This is a genomic window from Pseudomonas fluorescens (assembly GCF_902497785.1).
Lineage (GTDB): Bacteria > Pseudomonadota > Gammaproteobacteria > Pseudomonadales > Pseudomonadaceae > Aquipseudomonas > Aquipseudomonas fluorescens_BO.
In genome coordinates this window covers 399,200-416,833 of the sequence record NZ_CABVHK010000003.1, presented here as the reverse complement: position 1 = coordinate 416,833, position 17,634 = coordinate 399,200, and the positions used below count along the sequence as shown (strand labels likewise).

At 59.3% G+C, this 17,634-nt stretch carries 13 protein-coding genes; 9 read left to right on the top strand and 4 right to left on the bottom strand.

Annotated features, from left to right (window positions below):
- Nucleotides 1–82 precede the first annotated feature (82 nt).
- The 3 genes from F8N62_RS06950 to F8N62_RS06940 form a co-directional block, all read right to left on the bottom strand.
- Complete coding sequence (locus F8N62_RS06950; RefSeq protein WP_150710246.1) at nt 83–1,684, bottom strand: ABC transporter substrate-binding protein; 1,602 nt, start codon at nt 1,682–1,684, stop codon at nt 83–85.
- A gap of 308 nt (nt 1,685–1,992) precedes the next feature.
- A complete protein-coding gene (locus F8N62_RS06945; RefSeq protein WP_150710245.1) occupies nt 1,993–3,618 on the bottom strand; it encodes an ABC transporter substrate-binding protein in 1,626 nt (541 codons plus the stop codon).
- Nucleotides 3,619–4,058: 440 nt separating this feature from the next.
- Entirely contained in the window at nt 4,059–4,775 is a 717-nt protein-coding gene (locus tag F8N62_RS06940) for an SIMPL domain-containing protein (RefSeq protein ID WP_150710244.1), read from the bottom strand.
- Nucleotides 4,776–5,192: 417 nt separating this feature from the next.
- On the opposite strand from F8N62_RS06940, the gene F8N62_RS06935 reads away from it, so the two are divergent.
- The 4 genes from F8N62_RS06935 (at nt 5,193) to F8N62_RS06920 (ending at nt 10,161) form a co-directional block, all read left to right on the top strand.
- Nucleotides 5,193–6,455, top strand: a complete 1,263-nt coding sequence (locus tag F8N62_RS06935; RefSeq protein ID WP_150710243.1) for an ATP-binding protein — start codon at nt 5,193–5,195, stop codon at nt 6,453–6,455.
- Nucleotides 6,448–7,008 (top strand): response regulator transcription factor, encoded by a 561-nt coding sequence (locus F8N62_RS06930; RefSeq protein ID WP_092273358.1) that lies wholly within the window; start codon nt 6,448–6,450, stop codon nt 7,006–7,008. Before F8N62_RS06935 ends, F8N62_RS06930 begins: the two co-directional genes overlap by 8 nt.
- Before the next feature lie 97 nt (nt 7,009–7,105).
- Entirely contained in the window at nt 7,106–8,833 is a 1,728-nt protein-coding gene (locus tag F8N62_RS06925) for an ABC transporter ATP-binding protein/permease (protein ID WP_150710242.1), read from the top strand.
- Between the two features lie 578 nt (nt 8,834–9,411).
- Nucleotides 9,412–10,161 carry a FadR/GntR family transcriptional regulator gene (locus tag F8N62_RS06920; protein WP_150710241.1) on the top strand — a complete coding sequence of 250 codons (750 nt, stop codon included), beginning with the start codon at nt 9,412–9,414 and terminating at the stop codon, nt 10,159–10,161.
- 61 nt (nt 10,162–10,222) lie between these two features.
- On the opposite strand, the gene F8N62_RS06915 is transcribed toward F8N62_RS06920, so the two are convergent.
- A complete protein-coding gene (locus F8N62_RS06915; RefSeq protein ID WP_150710240.1) occupies nt 10,223–10,600 on the bottom strand; it encodes a hypothetical protein in 378 nt (125 codons plus the stop codon).
- 334 nt (nt 10,601–10,934) lie between these two features.
- On the opposite strand from F8N62_RS06915, the gene kdgD reads away from it, so the two are divergent.
- The 5 genes from kdgD to F8N62_RS06890 all read left to right on the top strand — a co-directional run bounded on the left by kdgD (nt 10,935) and on the right by F8N62_RS06890 (nt 17,583).
- Complete coding sequence (gene kdgD, locus F8N62_RS06910) at nt 10,935–11,846, top strand: 5-dehydro-4-deoxyglucarate dehydratase (RefSeq protein WP_150710239.1); 912 nt, start codon at nt 10,935–10,937, stop codon at nt 11,844–11,846.
- Between the two features lie 59 nt (nt 11,847–11,905).
- Nucleotides 11,906–13,351: an aldehyde dehydrogenase family protein gene (locus tag F8N62_RS06905; protein WP_150710238.1), complete on the top strand. Its 1,446-nt coding sequence runs from the start codon at nt 11,906–11,908 to the stop codon at nt 13,349–13,351.
- Between the two features lie 197 nt (nt 13,352–13,548).
- Complete coding sequence (locus F8N62_RS06900; RefSeq protein ID WP_150710237.1) at nt 13,549–14,919, top strand: MFS transporter; 1,371 nt, start codon at nt 13,549–13,551, stop codon at nt 14,917–14,919.
- A gap of 11 nt (nt 14,920–14,930) precedes the next feature.
- On the top strand, nt 14,931–16,484 hold the full coding sequence (gene garD / locus F8N62_RS06895) for a galactarate dehydratase (RefSeq protein ID WP_150710236.1): 1,554 nt from the start codon (nt 14,931–14,933) through the stop codon (nt 16,482–16,484).
- A gap of 157 nt (nt 16,485–16,641) precedes the next feature.
- Nucleotides 16,642–17,583 carry an AEC family transporter gene (locus F8N62_RS06890; protein WP_150710235.1) on the top strand — a complete coding sequence of 314 codons (942 nt, stop codon included), beginning with the start codon at nt 16,642–16,644 and terminating at the stop codon, nt 17,581–17,583.
- The last annotated feature ends 51 nt before the right edge of the window (nt 17,584–17,634 follow it).

Here is a 17,634-nt window from a genome sequence, read left to right as displayed (position 1 = left end):
GTTTGCCAAGGGCTCGAAAGGCGAATTTCGGCAATACGCTTGCGTGAGGGCGGAATCCGCCCCCAGCGTTTTGGCTAATCGGTTATTGGTCGATACTGACGCCCGAGAACACGTTACGGCCGAACGGACTCACCTTGAATCCTTCAACTTTGGCGCTCAACGGCTGGTTGACCGTCGAGTGGGCGACAGGCGTGATCGGCACTTGCTGCTTGAGCAACTGCTGCGCCTGTTTGTAGAGCACGGTGCGCTGGTCACGATCGGTGACGATCTTGGCCTGCTTGACCAGCTTGTCGTAAGCCGGATCACACCACATGGAGTAGTTGTTGCCGCCAATGGCGTCGCAGCTGTACAGCGTGCCGAGCCAGTTGTCCGGGTCACCGTTGTCACCGGTCCAGCCGATCAGGCTGACGTCGTGCTCGCCATTCTTGGTGCGCTTGATGTACTCGCCCCATTCGTAGCTGACAATCTTGACCTTGAGGCCGATCTTCGCCCAATCGGCCTGAAGCATCTCGGCCATCAGTTTGGCGTTGGGGTTGTAGGGACGCTGCACCGGCATCGCCCACAGGGTGATTTCGGTGCCTTCTTTCACGCCGGCAGCCTTGAGCAATTCCTTGGCTTTTTCCGGGTTGTAGGCGGCGTCCTTGATCGTTTCGTCGTAGGACCATTGGGTCGGCGGCATGGCGTTTTGCGCCAACTGCCCGGCGCCCTGGTAAACGGCATTGAGAATGCCTTGCTTGTTCACCGCCATGTCCAGCGCCTGACGCACTTCAAGCTGGTCGAAAGGCTTGTGGCGCACGTTATAGGCGATGTAGCCGAGGTTGAAACCGGGCTTCTCGATGAGTTTGAGCTTGGTGTCGGCCTTCAGCGCTTCGACATCGGCAGGGCGAGGGTGCAACGTGATCTGGCACTCGTTGGCCTTGAGCTTCTGCACCCGCACCGACGCGTCGGTGTTGATGGCGAAAATCAGGTTGTCGAGCTTGACCCGGCTCGGGTCCCAGTACTGCTTGTTGCCGCTGTAGCGGATGTTGGAATCTTTCTGGTAACTCTTGAACACGAAAGGCCCGGTGCCGATCGGCTTCTGGTTGATGTCGCTGGGCTTGCCGCCCGCGACCAACTGGTCAGCATATTCGGCGGAGAGGATCGCGGCGAAGCTCATGGCGATGTTCTGGATGAACGCGGCGTCGACGCTGTTGAGCGTCATGACCACGGTCAGCGGCCCGGTCTTTTCGACCTTGGCGATGTTCTTGTTCAGGCTCATCCCGTTGAAATACGGGAACTCGGTGGGGTAAGCCTTACGGAAAGGGTGCTGCGGATCGAGCATGCGATTGAACGTGAAGAGCACGTCGTCGGCGTTGAAATCACGGGTCGGCGTGAAGTATTTGGTGGTGTGAAATTTCACGCCTTCGCGCAGGTGAAACGTGTAGGTCAGGCCGTCTTCGGAAATATCCCAGCTTGTTGCCAGGCCGGGTACGACGTTGGTGGCGCCTTTTTCGAACTCTGCCAGGCGGTTGTACAGCGGCTCGGCGGCGTCGTTGTCGGTCGCGGTCGTGTACTGCGCGGTGTCGAAACCTGCCGGGCTGCCTTCGGAGCAGAACACCAGGCTGTTATTGGCGGCCTGGCTGATGGAAGTGGCGGCCAGCAGGCCGGTGCCCAGCAATGCGGATAAAACCAAGGTATGGCGCATGACGCTCCCTTTTCTCTTTCGCTAAGTGTTGTCAATGTGCCGCCGCCCCGTTCGGGGACACGGCGGCACCATTGATTTCAAGCCCAAGACATGCAGCAGAACCGAGAGCCCACGCCTGCACTGGTCAGGTCCCGACGTTATGAGCGACGGGTCTGGCAGTAAATGCGTAAAGTCCTAAAGACTCGTAGGAAAGGTCAACGCGTCCGACTCCGCTGCTGTAGTACACAGTGGAAATGGATGTAGGCTGTTTCCTACTTTCTCGGTAGATAAAGCAACGGCGACGTTAAAAACGTCGCCGTTGGTCCATCTTATTTGCTGACGCTGACGCCGTAGAAGGAGTTCAAGCCGAACGGGCTGATCTTGAAATCCTGCACGTTGTTGCGCATGGGTTGGAACACCGTCGAGTGAGCGATAGGTGTCATTGGAACAGCGTCTTTGAGGACGTGTTGCGCCTGCTTGTACAGTTCGGTGCGCTTGCCCTGATCGGTCGTGCGCTTGGCTTCTTTGACGATGCCGTCGAACTTCTTGTCGCACCACTTGGAGAAGTTGTTGCCTTCCAGCGAGTCGCAGCCGAACAGCACGTTGAGCCAGTTGTCCGGGTCACCGTTGTCGCCGCTCCAGCCAATCAGCATCGCGCCGTTTTCGCCACCTTTGGAACGCTTGATGTACTCGCCCCACTCGTAGGTCACGATCTTGGCCTTGATGCCAATCTTGGCCCAGTCGGACTGCAGCATTTCAGCCATCAGCTTGGCGTTCGGGTTATACGGACGCTGCACCGGCATCGCCCACAGGTTGATCTCGGTGCCTTCCTTGACGCCGGCTTCCTTGAGCAGCTCTTTGGCTTTCTCAGGGTTGTACGGCGCATCCTTGATGGTGGTGTCGTAAGACCACTGGGTTGGCGGCATAGCGTTGACGGCCAGTTGGCCTGCGCCCTGGTAAACGGAATCAATGATCTGCTGTTTGTTGACGGCCATGTCCAGTGCCTGACGCACTTTCAATTGAGCCATCGGGTTCGGCTGATCGCTGCCCTTGATCTTGTCCATCACGTTGTAGGCGATGTAACCCAGGTTGAAACCAGCCTGGTCAGGCACCTTCAGGGTCTTGTCTTCTTTCAGCGCTTTCAGGTCGGCCGGACGAGGGAACAGCGTGATCTGGCACTCACCCTTCTTCAGCTTCTGGATACGTACCGACGGGTCGGTGGTGATGGCGAAGATCAGGTTGTCGATCTTGACGTCATCAGGCTTCCAGTAGTCCTTGTTGCCGGTGAAGCGGATGTTGGAATCTTTCTGGTAGCTCTTGAACACGAACGGACCCGTGCCGACCGGCTTCTGGTTGATGTCGGCGGCTTTGCCTTCTTTCAGCAGTTGGGCTGCGTATTCGGCGGACTGCACCGAAGCGAAGCTCATGGCCATGTTCTGGATGAACGCGGCATCAACTTCTTTAAGAGTGAACTTGACGGTCTTGTCGTCGACTTTGTCGATCTTGGCGATGTTGGTGTCCATCGCCATGTCGGTGAAGTACGGGAATTCAGTCGGGTACGCCTTACGGAACGGGTCATCCTTGTTAATCATGCGATTAAAGGTGAACAGCACGTCGTCGGCGTTGAACTCGCGAGTCGGCTTGAAGTACGGGGTGGTGTGGAACTTGACGCCTTCACGCAGGTGGAAGGTGTAAGTCAGGCCATCGTCGGAGATGTCCCACTTGGTCGCCAGACCAGGAATCACGGCGGTGCCGCCGCGCTCGAACTGAGTCAGACGGTTGAACATGGTTTCTGCAGAGGCGTCGAAGTCGGTTCCGGTGGTGTACTGACCAGGATCAAAACCGGCCGGGCTCCCTTCGGAGCAGAACACCAGGTTAGTCGCCGCTTGGGCGAAAGGTGCGGCAGCTAACAAGCTGGCGCCGACTAAAAACGGAATGACCGCGTGTTTAAGCATGGTGGCCTCATGATTGTTGTCATTTTTTAATATTGAGGACGACCTCGTGAGTCGTGCCTGCGGATACTTATGCAGGGGCCATACCCAATGCAAGACGTTGCATGGCAACAAGCCTTAAACAGTGGCACGTACGTACCTTAATGTCGCATATGTATAAATTCTTGCGCATTTGACCGTTTGCGCGGGTTTTTTTCGGTGCAACCCGCGCACCGACGGAGGGCAACCAGGGTGCATTGCGCACCCGGTTAAGGCGTGGTGTTACTTATCTAAACCCTCGTAGGAGCTGCCGCAGGCTGCGATCTTTTGATTCTTATCTATACCCACGTAGGAGCTGCCGGAGGCTGCGATCTTTTGCTTCTGTTTTTTCAAGATCAAAAGATCGTCCGAACGCGGCCCGAGCCTGCGGCAGCTCCTACGGGGGGTGTGTAGCGGTCAGTTGGTCAAGGCATCAACACTTCAATCGCCCCATCCGCCGTCATGCTGACCTGCGCAGTGCCGGCTTCGACTTCCGGCGTCACCGGCGCGGCGTCCATGCTGGCGGCTTTCATCATCATCGGCCCGCGCATGTACGGCTGCGGATAACCGTTGCTGTTGAGGTTCAGGTTGACGATTTTGTACCCCTTGCCGCCCAGCGCATCGGTGGCGAGCTGAGCACGGGCCTTGAAGGCGCTGACGGCTTCTTTGAGCAAGGCATCTTCGCTAGCCTTGCGGGTCGGGGTGGCGATGGCGAAGTCCATGCCGCCCATTTTCAGGTCGGTGAGCAGTTCGCCGGTGAGTTTCGACAGCGCGGCGAAGTCGGCGCTTTCCAGGCGCAGTTCGGCGCGTTCACGCCAGCCGGTGATTTTCTGGCCCTTGGTGTCGTAGATCGGGTAGCTGTTGCGGCTGCCCTGGCGCAGGGTGATGTCTTTGACTTGCTTGGCCTGGGCCAGGGCTTTGTTCATGGTGGTGCTGACGTCCGCGGCGAGTTTGGCCGGGTCGGTGTTTTGTTCTTCGGTGTAGAGGGTCACGATCATCAGATCGCGGGCCACTTCCTGACTGACTTCGGCGCGCAGGGAGATCTGGTTGTAGTGAAGCTCATCGGCGGCCAGCGCCGGGAGGCTGGCGACGGTGCCAACGCTGAGGGCGAGAAGGGCGGCGCTGCGGCGGAATGTGTGCATGAAAACTCCTTGGACGATGCGCAGGGGTTGGGTCCGAGCCTGCGTGAAACCATCAGACTCTAGCTTTAATGATCCGGTTCGCACAGTTACAACTTCTATACAGATGCCTTGCGCTAGCCCTGTACTGAGGTGATTTATCTGTGGTGAATGGATTTATCTGTGGTGAGGGGATTTATCTGTGGTGAATGGATTTATCTGTGGTGAGGGGATTTATCCCCGTTGGGTGGCGAAGCCGCCCCCGCATTTATCCAGACGAATCGAATGTGGCTGCTGCGCAGCCAAACGGGGATAAATCCCCTCACCACAGGGACCTTCAGGGAACTCATGGCTGTGGCGGTTTGCCGCACTTTTGCCTGTCAGCCCCCGCGCTTCGTTATACTCCGTGCGATCCGCCTGGAGCGCTCATCAGGAGAGCTCATGCTCGCCCCCGTTCAAATCACTTCCGCGACGCGTCAGAACCTCTGGCGGCTCACGTTCATCCGCACGTTGGTGCTGGCCGCGCAGGCCGGTTCCGTAGGCCTGGCCTACTGGCTCGAATTGCTGCCGTTGCCCTGGTTCCAACTGGCCGCGACGCTCGCTTGCTCGATGCTGTTGTGCGCGTTCACGGCGATTCGCCTGCGCACCTCATGGCCGGTCACCGAGCTTGAATACGCCGTACAACTGGCCTGCGACCTTTTTATCCACAGCGCCTTGCTGTATTTCTCCGGTGGCTCGACCAACCCCTTCGTCTCTTATTACCTGGTGCCGCTGACCATCGCCGCCGTGACGCTGCCTTGGCGTTATTCAGTGATTCTGTCGGGCATCGCACTAACCCTGTACACCTTGCTGCTGGCGGGTTTCTATCCGCTGCAAACCTTCCCGATTGCCCGGGAAAACCTGCAGGTCTACGGGATGTGGCTGAGCTTCGCCCTCGCGGCGGCGGTGATCACCTTCTTCGCCGCGCGCATGGCCGAAGAGCTGCGCCGGCAGGAGGAGCTACGCGCTATCCGTCGCGAAGAAGGCCTGCGTGATCAGCAGTTGCTGGCCGTCGCGACCGAGGCCGCCGGCGCCGCCCATGAACTGGGCACGCCGCTGGCGACTATGAGCGTGCTGCTCAAGGAAATGCGCCAGGACCATCACGACCCGATGCTGCAGGACGATCTGAGCGTGCTGCAGGATCAGGTCAAACTGTGCAAAGAGACCTTGCAGCAACTGGTTCGGGCAGCGGAAGCCAATCGCCGTTTGGCCGTGGAGATGCAGGACGTTACCGACTGGCTCGATGAAGCGCTGAACCGCTGGCACTTGATGCGCCCGGAAGCCAGTTATCGCTTCCAGCGCCTGGGCCAGGGCACCGTGCCGCGCATGGCGCCGCCGCCGGACCTGACCCAGGCGCTGCTGAATTTGCTCAACAACGCTGCCGATGCTTGCCCGGAAGGCCTGCAGGTGACGCTGGACTGGAATGCCGAGGATTTGACCATCAGCATTCGCGACCACGGCGCCGGTGTGCCGTTGGCGATTGCCGAACAGATCGGTAAACCGTTTTTTACCACCAAGGGCAAAGGTTTCGGCCTGGGCCTGTTTTTGAGCAAGGCCAGCGTGACACGCGCCGGCGGCTCAGTGAAACTCTACAGTCATGAGGAAGGCGGCACGCTCACCGAGCTGCGCCTGCCCCGTGTCGCCCGAGGAGACGAACATGAGTGAAGAGATCCAAGTCGAAGGCGAAGAACTGCCGCATTTATTGCTGGTAGATGACGACGCCACGTTCACCCGCGTGATGGCGCGGGCCATGGCTCGCCGTGGTTTCCGCGTCAGCACCGCCGGCTCTGCCGAAGAGGGCCTGACCATCGCCCAGGCCGACCTACCGGATTACGCCGCGCTGGACCTGAAAATGGACGGCGATTCGGGCCTGGTGTTGTTGCCGAAACTGCTCGAGCTCGACCCGGAAATGCGCGTCGTGATCCTCACCGGTTATTCGAGCATCGCCACCGCCGTCGAAGCGATCAAGCGCGGCGCCTGCAACTACCTGTGCAAACCGGCGGATGCCGATGACGTGCTGGCTGCGCTGCTCTCCGAGCACGCCGACCTCGATACGCTGGTGCCGGAAAACCCGATGTCGGTGGACCGCCTGCAGTGGGAACACATCCAGCGCGTGCTGACCGAACACGAAGGCAACATCTCCGCCACTGCCCGCGCTCTGGGCATGCACCGGCGCACGCTGCAACGCAAATTGCAGAAGCGTCCCGTGCGTCGCTGAACCTGCGCTGAACGAATGCCGGCCACGCCTCGCGACAAACCGAGCCGATCATCTATGATCGGTTCGTGTCTGTTCTTTTCTTTATCGAGCCTTTTCCATGAACCAGAACGCTGAGTATTCCGCGGTCAACGATACCGTGCGCGGGCAGTTTTTTCGCAAAGTCTGGGCGATGATCACGCCTTACTGGCGCAGCGAAGAGAAGGTCAAGGCCTGGACGCTGCTGATCGCGGTCATTGCCCTGTCATTGTTCAGCGTGGGGATTTCGGTGTGGTTCAACACTTGGTACAAGGATTTTTACAACGCCCTGCAACAAAAGGATGAAGCGGCGTTCTGGCGGTTGATTCTGTATTTTTGCGGGATTGCGGCCGTGGCGATTATCGGCGCGGTGTACCGGCTGTACCTGACGCAGATGCTGACCATTCGCTGGCGGGCCTGGCTCACCGAAAAACATTTCAAGCGCTGGCTCGGCCACAAGAATTACTACCAGTTGGAGCAGGGCGGTTACACCGATAACCCGGACCAGCGGATTTCCGAAGACCTCAACAATTTCACCTCCAATACCCTGGAGCTGGGCATTGGTTTGCTGCGTAACGTGGTCAGTCTGGTGTCGTTCTCGATCATTCTGTGGGGGGTGTCGGGCAGTATCGAGGTCTACGGTTTCACCATTCCCGGCTACATGTTCTGGTGTGTGCTGGTCTACGCCGTGATCGGCAGCTGGCTGACGCACTTGATCGGGCGTCGCTTGATCGGTCTCAACAACAATCAACAGCGTTTCGAAGCAGACCTGCGTTTTTCCATGGTGCGGATTCGCGAGAATGCCGAGAGCATTGCGCTGTACAACGGCGAACCCAATGAAAATCGGCGCTTGAGCGATCGGTTCGGCCTGGTCTGGCACAACTTCTGGGACATCATGAAGGTGTCCAAGCGTCTGACGTTTTTCACCTCCGGATACACCCAGGCCGCCATCATCTTCCCGTTCATGGTCGCCGCGCCGCGTTACTTCGCAGGCAAGATCGAACTCGGTGAACTGATGCAGATCAGTTCGGCGTTCGGCAACGTGCAGGAGAGTTTCAGCTGGTTTATCAGTGCTTACCAGAACCTCGCGTCGTGGCGCGCGACCTGTGATCGCCTGCTGAGTTTCCGTCAGGCCATGACCGACAACGAAGAGCGGGCGCCGGCGATCGATGTGCAGAATCAAGGTGATGCGTTGAAGGTGCACAACCTTGGCCTCGATCTGGCAGACGGTCGGCATTTGCTGACCAATGCCGACATGACCGTGGAGGAGGGCGAGCGCGTGATGCTCAGCGGCCGTTCCGGCAGTGGCAAGTCCACGTTGTTCCGGGCGATGGGGCATTTGTGGCCGGCGGGCCATGGCAGCATTCGTTTGCCGGCGGCGCGTTACCTGTTCCTGCCGCAAAAGCCGTACCTGCCCATCGGCACCTTGCGCGAGGCGTTGAGTTATCCACAGTCTGGCGACACCTATCCCCACGAACGTTACGTTCATGTGCTGGAAACCTGTCGCCTGCCGCACCTGGTGGCGCGTCTGGAGGAAGCGAATCACTGGCAGCGCATGCTCTCGCCCGGTGAGCAGCAGCGTCTGGCCTTTGCCCGTGCGCTGCTGTATGCGCCGCAATGGCTGTACATGGACGAGGCGACCTCGGCGATGGATGAAGAGGATGAAGCGTCGCTGTATCAGGCGTTGATCGATGAAATCCCGGGCCTGAGCATCGTCAGCGTCGGGCATCGCAGCAGCTTGAAGCGCTTCCACCCAAGGCACGTGCGTATCGACAATGGTCATTTGGTGGACCAGACCGTCACGGCCTGACACAACTCCCCAGGTAGGAGCTGCCGCAGGCTGCGATCTTTTGATCTTGTTTTTTTTACGCGTTTGATGGCGGTAAAGATCAAAAGATCGCAGCCTTCGGCAGCTCCTACGGTGTTTCAGCGAGCAGGACTGTGCGTATCGACAATGGTCATTTGGTGGACCAGACCGTCACGGCCTGACACAACTCCCCGGGTAGGAGCTGCCGCAGGCTGCGATCTTTTTATCTTGATTTTTTTAGCGCGTTTGATGGCGCTAAAGATCAAAAGATCGCAGCCTTCGGCAGCTCCTACGGTGTTTCAGCGAGCAGGACTGTGCGTATCGACAATGGTCATTTGGTGGATCAGACCGTCACGGCCTGACACAACTCCCCAGGTAGGAGCTGCCGCAGGCTGCGATCTTTTGATCTTGATTTTTTTAGCGCGTTTGATGGCGCTAAAGATCAAAAGATCAAAAGATCGCAGCCTTCGGCAGCTCCTACGGGGTTTCAGGACATTTCATCCGACGGTTCAGCGGGTGATCGTACAACCGCGTTGAGCTATGATGCGGTTTCAGCCGAATTTTCGAGACAGACGTTCACCATGGAAAACCTCATCGACGCACCACGCCTCCCTCGCAAGCGCCGCAGCCTCGCTCAGGAATTGGTGACGGTGCTGTCCGAGCAGATCCGCGACGGTCATCTGAAACGAGGCGACAAATTGCCTACCGAGTCGGCGATCATGGATGCCCATGGCGTCAGCCGCACGGTGGTGCGCGAAGCGATTTCCCGTTTGCAGGCGGCCGGGCAGGTGGAAACCCGTCACGGCATCGGCACCTTCGTGCTCGACACACCGAGCCCGAGCGGTTTTCGCATCGACCCGGCCACCGTGGTCACGCTGCGTGATGTGCTGGCGATTCTGGAGCTGCGCATCAGCCTGGAAGTCGAGTCCGCCGGCCTTGCCGCGCAACGTCGCAGCGCCGAGCAGCTGGCGTTGATGCGCGCTGCACTGGACGCCCTCAATGAAAGCGCGGCCCACGCCAGTGATGCCGTGGCCTCGGATTTTCAGTTTCACCTGCAGATCGCCCTGTCGACCGGCAACCGCTACTTCACCGACATCATGACCCACCTGGGCACCAGCATCATTCCGCGCACGCGTCTGAACTCGGCGCGCCTGGCCCATGACGACCAGCAGCATTACATGGGTCGCCTGAGCCGCGAGCACGAAGAGATTTACGACGCCATTGCGCGCCAGGATTCCGATGCCGCACGGGCGGCCATGCGCTTGCACCTGACGAACAGCCGTGAACGCTTGCGCCATGCCCATGAAGAGGCGGAAGCGCAACGGGGCTGACCGCCTGACCTGGATCATTCCCACGCGGTGGCGGGGAATGATCCAGCGATCAAGGCTGGCTTCAAGGTTCGATCAGGATCAGCAACGGCTCCGAGCACGGCTCCAGGCTCGACTCATCTGCAAACTTATAGCGCAATTCGACCTTTCTACCCTGGTACCGCTCCAGATCCGCTTTCGGGATTTTCAGTTCGATCCCTGTCCGTTTCACCATGTCTTCAATGGCATCGTCCCAGTACCCGGTGGGCTCCTCGACTCCGCGCCAGTCGGGCTCGTCCGGGTCCGCACCAAAAATCGGGTACGCGTCCCAGTTCGGCGGAATGTCGTTGGGTTCCGGCACTCGCACGATCAGACAATCCCTTAGCTTTGACAGCTCTATGACCGCAGGCTGGTCGGTGTTGAGGGGTGGGAACTGAGGAAGTATCGGTGAAGAGAAATTCATCTGGGAGCGCTCCGTGCAAAGTCCGCCACGATCCATTCGTGGCACGAAAAAAACTGTAGGCGACGGATTGATGGTGTGCCGGTCGCGATTTTTTCCAGACATTTCCAATCCGGGTGCTGACCCGTTGAAATGGGCAGCGATGCGTGTGGAAGCGCACTCTCCGGTCATTTAACGCGACCTGCGCGCGACGTCCTTTGATACAAAAATCGGGCATGACGATGAAATGCAGTTGACGGTTGTATTTTAAGTTGTACGATGACCTACAACTTCAGCGCGGCTGAATGGTTTTCCCTCATACACACACAAAAACGTAGCTACCCAGGGTGTTTCAATAATGAATCCACAAGAACTGAAGTCCATCCTCTCTTCCGGTCTGCTGTCTTTCCCGGTTACCGATTTCGATGCCCAGGGCGACTTCCATCGCGCGGGCTACATCAAGCGTCTCGAATGGCTGGCCCCATACGGCGCCTCGGCTCTGTTTGCCGCAGGCGGCACCGGTGAGTTTTTCTCTCTGGCGGCCAGCGAATATTCGGAAATCATCAAGACCGCCGTCGACACTTGCGAAACCAGCGTGCCGATCCTGGCCGGTGTCGGCGGTTCCACGCGTCAAGCCATCGAATACGCTCAGGAAGCCGAGCGTCTGGGCGCCAAGGGCCTGTTGCTGCTGCCGCACTACCTGACCGAAGCCAGCCAGGACGGCGTTGCCGCCCACGTTGAAGCCGTGTGCAAATCGGTGAAAATCGGCGTGGTGGTTTACAACCGCAACGTCTGCCGCCTGACCGCTCCGTTGCTGGAACGCCTGGCCGAGCGCTGCCCGAACCTGATCGGCTACAAGGATGGCTTGGGCGATATCGAGTTGATGGTGTCGATTCGTCGTCGCCTCGGCGATCGCTTCAGCTACCTGGGTGGTTTGCCGACCGCCGAAGTCTACGCCGCTGCTTATAAGGCACTGGGCGTACCGGTTTACTCCTCGGCGGTGTTCAACTTCATCCCGAAAACCGCGATGGATTTCTACCACGCCATCGCTCGCGAAGATCACGACACCGTCGGCAAGATCATCGACGACTTCTTCCTGCCGTACCTCGACATCCGTAACCGCAAATCCGGTTACGCGGTGAGCATCGTCAAGGCCGGGGCAAAAATTGCCGGCTATGACGCAGGTCCAGTGCGTGCGCCGTTGACCGATCTGCTGCCAGAAGAGTACGAAGCTCTGGCCGCGCTGATCGACAAGCAAGGTGCGCAGTAACAACCCGATTAAACAAGGCCGCTGAGCAATCAGCGGCCTTTTGCGTAGGAGACATTCAAGTGGCAGATGCAAAGCGTTTCGATAACTACATCAACGGTGAATGGGTAGCGGGCAGCGATTACTGCGCCAACATCAACCCGTCCGAATTGACCGATACCATCGGCAACTACGCCAAGGCTGATCTGGCTCAGGTCCACGCCGCCATCGACGCCGCTCGCGCCGCGTTCCCGGCCTGGTCCACGTCGGGCATTCAGGCCCGTCACGATTCGCTGGATAAAGTCGGTACTGAAATCCTCGCCCGTCGTGAAGAGCTCGGCACCTTGCTCGCCCGCGAAGAAGGCAAGACCCTGCCTGAAGCCATCGGCGAAGTGACCCGCGCCGGCAACATCTTCAAGTTCTTCGCCGGTGAAACCCTGCGCCTGTCCGGTGACTACCTGCCGTCGGTGCGTCCGGGCGTCAACGTCGAGGTCACTCGCGAAGCGCTGGGCGTGGTCGGTCTGATTACCCCGTGGAACTTCCCGATTGCGATCCCGGCATGGAAAATCGCCCCGGCCCTGGCCTACGGCAACTGCGTCGTGCTGAAACCGGCGGACCTGGTTCCGGGATGCGCCTGGGCGCTGGCTGAAATCATCTCCCGTGCGGGCTTCCCGGCGGGCGTGTTCAACCTGGTCATGGGCAGCGGTCGAGTGGTAGGTGATGCGTTGGTGCAGAGCCCGAAAGTCGATGGCATCAGCTTCACTGGTTCCGTCGGTGTCGGTCGTCAGATCGCCGTCAGCTGCGTGTCGCGTCAGGCCAAGGTTCAGCTGGAAATGGGCGGCAAGAACCCGCAGATCATTCTCGACGACGCCGACCTGAAACAAGCGGTCGAGCTGTCGGTACAGAGCGCGTTCTACTCCACCGGTCAGCGTTGCACCGCTTCGAGCCGCTTCATCGTCACCGCCGGCATCCACGATAAGTTCGTCGAAGCCATGGCCGAGCGCATGAAGTCGATCAGAGTCGGCCATGCGCTGAAAACCGGCACCGACATCGGTCCGGTGGTTTCGCAGGCGCAGCTGGATCAGGACATGAAGTACATCGACATCGGCCAGTCCGAAGGTGCACGTCTGGTCAGTGGCGGCGGTCTGGTGACCTGTGATACCGAAGGCTACTACCTCGCGCCAACCCTGTTTGCCGACAGTGAAGCCGAGATGCGCATCAGCCGCGAAGAGATCTTTGGCCCGGTGGCCAACGTGGTTCGCGTGGCCGATTACGACGCCGCGCTGGCCATGGCCAACGACACCGAGTTCGGTCTGTCGGCTGGCATCGCAACTACGTCGCTGAAGTACGCCAACCACTTCAAGCGCCATTCCCAGGCCGGGATGGTGATGGTCAACCTGCCAACGGCGGGCGTGGATTACCACGTGCCATTCGGTGGGCGTAAAGGTTCCTCCTATGGATCGCGCGAGCAAGGTCGCTACGCGCAAGAGTTCTACACGGTCGTAAAAACCTCCTACATCGGATCGTAACCCGCTGCACCGCGGTGTCGGGCGTCGCTTCGGTATCGCCTGCACCGCAACTCCCGGTAGGAGCTGTCGAGTGAAACGAGGCTGCGATCTTTGCGGTTAAAGATCAAAGGATCGCAGCCTCGTTTCACTCGGCAGCTCCTACCGGTGGTAACCAAAGATTCACCCCGCATAAAAATAATCAGTGGGAGTACATCTACATGCAATCGACTCAAAAGCCGACTCACGTCCGCTATTTGATCCTGCTCATGCTTTTTCTGGTGACCACGATCAACTACGCCGACCGGGCGACCATCGCAATCGCTGGCTCCAGCCTGCAAAAAGACCTCGGCATCGACGCGGTCACCCTCGGCTATATCTTCTCTGCATTCGGTTGGGCCTACGTCGCCGGGCAAATTCCCGGCGGCTGGCTGCTGGACCGTTTCGGTTCGAAAAAAATCTACGCACTAAGCATTTTTACCTGGTCGCTGTTCACCGTACTGCAGGGCTATGTCGGCGAGTTCGGCATGTCCACGGCGGTGGTTGCGCTGTTCATGTTGCGCTTCCTCGTGGGCCTGGCCGAAGCGCCATCCTTCCCCGGCAACGCACGCATTGTGGCGGCCTGGTTTCCGACGGCGGAACGCGGCACCGCGTCGGCGATCTTCAACTCGGCGCAATACTTTGCCACTGTGTTGTTCGCACCGCTGATGGGCTGGATCGTCTACAGCTACGGCTGGCAGCACGTGTTTATCGTCATGGGCGTGATCGGCATCATCTTCTCGGGCATCTGGCTCAAGGTGATCTACAGCCCACGCCAGCACCCGATGATCAACGACGCCGAGTTCAAGCACATCGCCGACAACGGCGGCATGGTCGATATGGACCAGGACAAAGGCAAAGGCAAGAAGGTCGATGGTCCGAAGTGGGACTACATCCGCCAGTTGCTGACCAATCGCATGATGCTCGGCGTTTACCTGGGCCAATATTGCATCAACGGCATCACCTACTTCTTCCTGACCTGGTTTCCGGTGTACCTGGTGCAGGAACGCGGCATGACCATCCTCAAGGCCGGTTTCATCGCCTCGTTGCCGGCCATCTGCGGTTTCATCGGTGGTGTGCTTGGCGGGGTGATTTCCGACTACCTGTTGCGCAAGGGCCACTCGCTGACCTTCGCCCGCAAGGCGCCGATCATTGCCGGTCTGTTGGTTTCCAGCAGCATCGTCGCCTGCAACTATGTGGACGTTGAATGGATGGTGGTCGGCTTCATGGCCCTCGCATTCTTCGGCAAAGGCGTGGGTGCGCTGGGTTGGGCCGTGGTGTCCGACACCTCGCCGAAGCAGATCGCCGGTCTCAGCGGTGGCCTGTTCAATACCTTCGGCAACATCGCTTCGATCACCACCCCGATCGTGATTGGCTACATCATCAGCTCCACCGGTTCGTTCAAATGGGCGCTGGTGTTTGTCGGTTGCAACGCACTGGTGGCAGTGTTCAGCTACCTGGTGATCGTCGGTCCGATCAAGCGTGTGGTGCTCAAAGAGCCACCGGTCAGCGGTCCTGAAACACACAATAAATTGTCGCAAGCGCATTCCTGAGGAGTGGTGTCATGCAGTTGATTGAACATTCCGACTCGCCGCGCTACATCCGCCTGCACGAGCGGGACAACGTAGTGGTTGTGGTCAACGACCAGGGCGTGCCCGCCGGCACCGAATTTGCGGACGGTCTGGTGACCCTGGACTTCGTGCCGCAGAGCCACAAGGTCACCCTGGAAGACATTCCCGAGGGCGGCCAGGTGATTCGTTACGGCCAGACCATTGGCTACGCGTTGCAGCCGATCCCGCGCGGCAGTTGGGTCAACGAAGATCAACTGCGCATGCCCACCGCGCCGCCACTGGACAGCTTGCCGCTGTCCACCGAAGTGCCGGCCGCGCAGGCACCGCTGGAAGGCTTCACGTTCGAGGGTTATCGCAATGCCGACGGCACCGTCGGCACGCGCAACATTCTCGGGATTACCACCACGGTGCAGTGCGTCACCGGCGTGCTGGATCATGCGGTCAAGCGCATCAAGGACGAGTTGCTGCCCAAGTACCCGCACGTTGATGACGTGGTCGCGCTGACCCACAGCTACGGCTGCGGCGTGGCAATCACCGCGACTGACGCGTACATCCCGATCCGTACCGTACGCAACCTCGCGCGCAACCCGAACCTGGGTGGCGAAGCGCTGGTGATCAGCCTGGGCTGCGAGAAATTGCAGGCCGGGCAGGTGATGCACGAGGGCGACAGCTCGGTGGATTTGAGCGATCCGTGGTTGTACCGCTTGCAGGACTCCAGTCACGGCTTCACCGAGATGATCGAGCAGATCATGGCGCTGGCGGAAAGCCGTTTGAAGAAGCTCGATCAACGCCGTCGGGAAACCGTGCCGGCGTCCGAGCTGATTCTGGGCATGCAGTGCGGCGGCAGTGACGCGTTCTCCGGCATCACCGCCAACCCGGCGCTCGGTTACGCCTCCGACCTGTTGCTGCGTGCCGGCGCGACGGTGATGTTTTCCGAAGTCACTGAAGTGCGCGACGCGATTTACCTGCTGACTTCTCGTGCCGAAACCGAGGAAGTCGCTCAGGAGCTGGTGCGGGAGATGGACTGGTACGACCGTTACCTGGCCAAGGGCGAAGCAGATCGCAGCGCCAACACCACGCCGGGCAACAAGAAGGGCGGGTTGTCGAACATTGTCGAGAAATCCCTTGGGTCGATCGTCAAATCCGGCAGCAGTGCGATCAACGGCGTGCTCGGCCCTGGCGAGCGGTTCAAGCGCAAAGGCCTGATTTTCTGCGCGACCCCGGCCAGTGATTTTGTCTGCGGTACGCTGCAGTTGGCGGCCGGGATGAACCTGCATGTGTTCACCACCGGGCGGGGTACGCCGTATGGTTTGGCGATGGCGCCAGTGGTGAAAGTGTCGACCCGGACCGAACTGGCGCAGCGCTGGCCGGACCTGATCGACATCGACGCCGGACGGATCGCGACCGGGCGGGCTTCGATTGAAGACCTGGGTTGGGAACTGTTTCATTACTACCTGGACGTGGCCAGCGGCAAGAAACAGACGTGGGCCGAGCAGCACAAACTGCATAACGACATCACCCTGTTCAACCCGGCGCCGATTACCTGATACCGGGCTGCCAGTAAAAGATCGCAGCCTTCGGCAGCTCCTACAGAGTACGCGTTCCCCTGTAGGAGCTGCCGAAGGCTGCGATCTTTTGATCTTAAAGCGGCTTGGGTGGCTTATCATTAGCCCCCTAACGACGCCCACCAAGGTAACTCCCGGCATGCTGGCTATCTTCCTCGAAACCCTGAACATCACCGCGCCGGTGTTTGCCATGCTGTTTCTGGGGGTGCTGCTCAAGCGCATCGACTGGATCAACGACAACTTCATCCACACTGCGTCGGCACTGGTGTTCAACGTCACCATGCCGGCGTTGCTGTTTCTGGGCATCCTGCATGCCGACCTGCACGCTGCGTTGCAACCGGCGCTGCTGATCTATTTCTCGATTGCCACGCTGGTGTGTTTCGCCATCGCCTGGGGGTGGGCGATCTGGAAGTGTCCAAGGGAAGACCGGGGGATCTATACCCAAGGCGCGTTTCGCGGCAACAACGGCGTGATTGGCCTCGCCCTGGCGGCGAGCATGTATGGCGATTACGGTATTTCCCTTGGCGCGATTCTCGCGGCGCTGGTGATCCTGTTCTACAACACCCTGTCGACCATCGTGCTGGCGGTTTACAGCCCGGTGATCAAGTCCGACCCGTGGAGCATCTTTAAAAGCGTGATGATCAACCCGCTGATCATCAGCGTGTTTGCGGCGGCGCCGTTTGCGTATTTCAAGATCGGCTTGCCGGGGTGGCTGGAGACGTCGGGGCAGTACCTGGCGCAAACCACGTTGCCCCTGGCGCTGATCTGCATTGGCGGCACGCTGTCGCTGGCGGCGATGCGCAAAAGCGGCTCGATGGCGCTGAGTTCCAGCCTGGTGAAGATGATCGGCCTGCCGGTGCTGGCGACGCTGGGGGCGTGGCTCTGGGGTTTTCGCGGGGCGGAGTTGGGGATTCTGTTTCTGTACTTCGGCAGCCCGACGGCGGCGGCCAGTTTTGTCATGGCGCGTCAGGCCAATGGTAACCATGAACTGGCGGCGGCGATCATTGTGATCACCACGTTGATGGCGGCGATCACCACCAACGTCGGGATCTTTTTGTTGCAGTGGGGTGGGTGGATCTAAAGATCAAAAGATCGCAGCCTTCGGCAGCTCCTACAGGAAAACGCGTTCCCA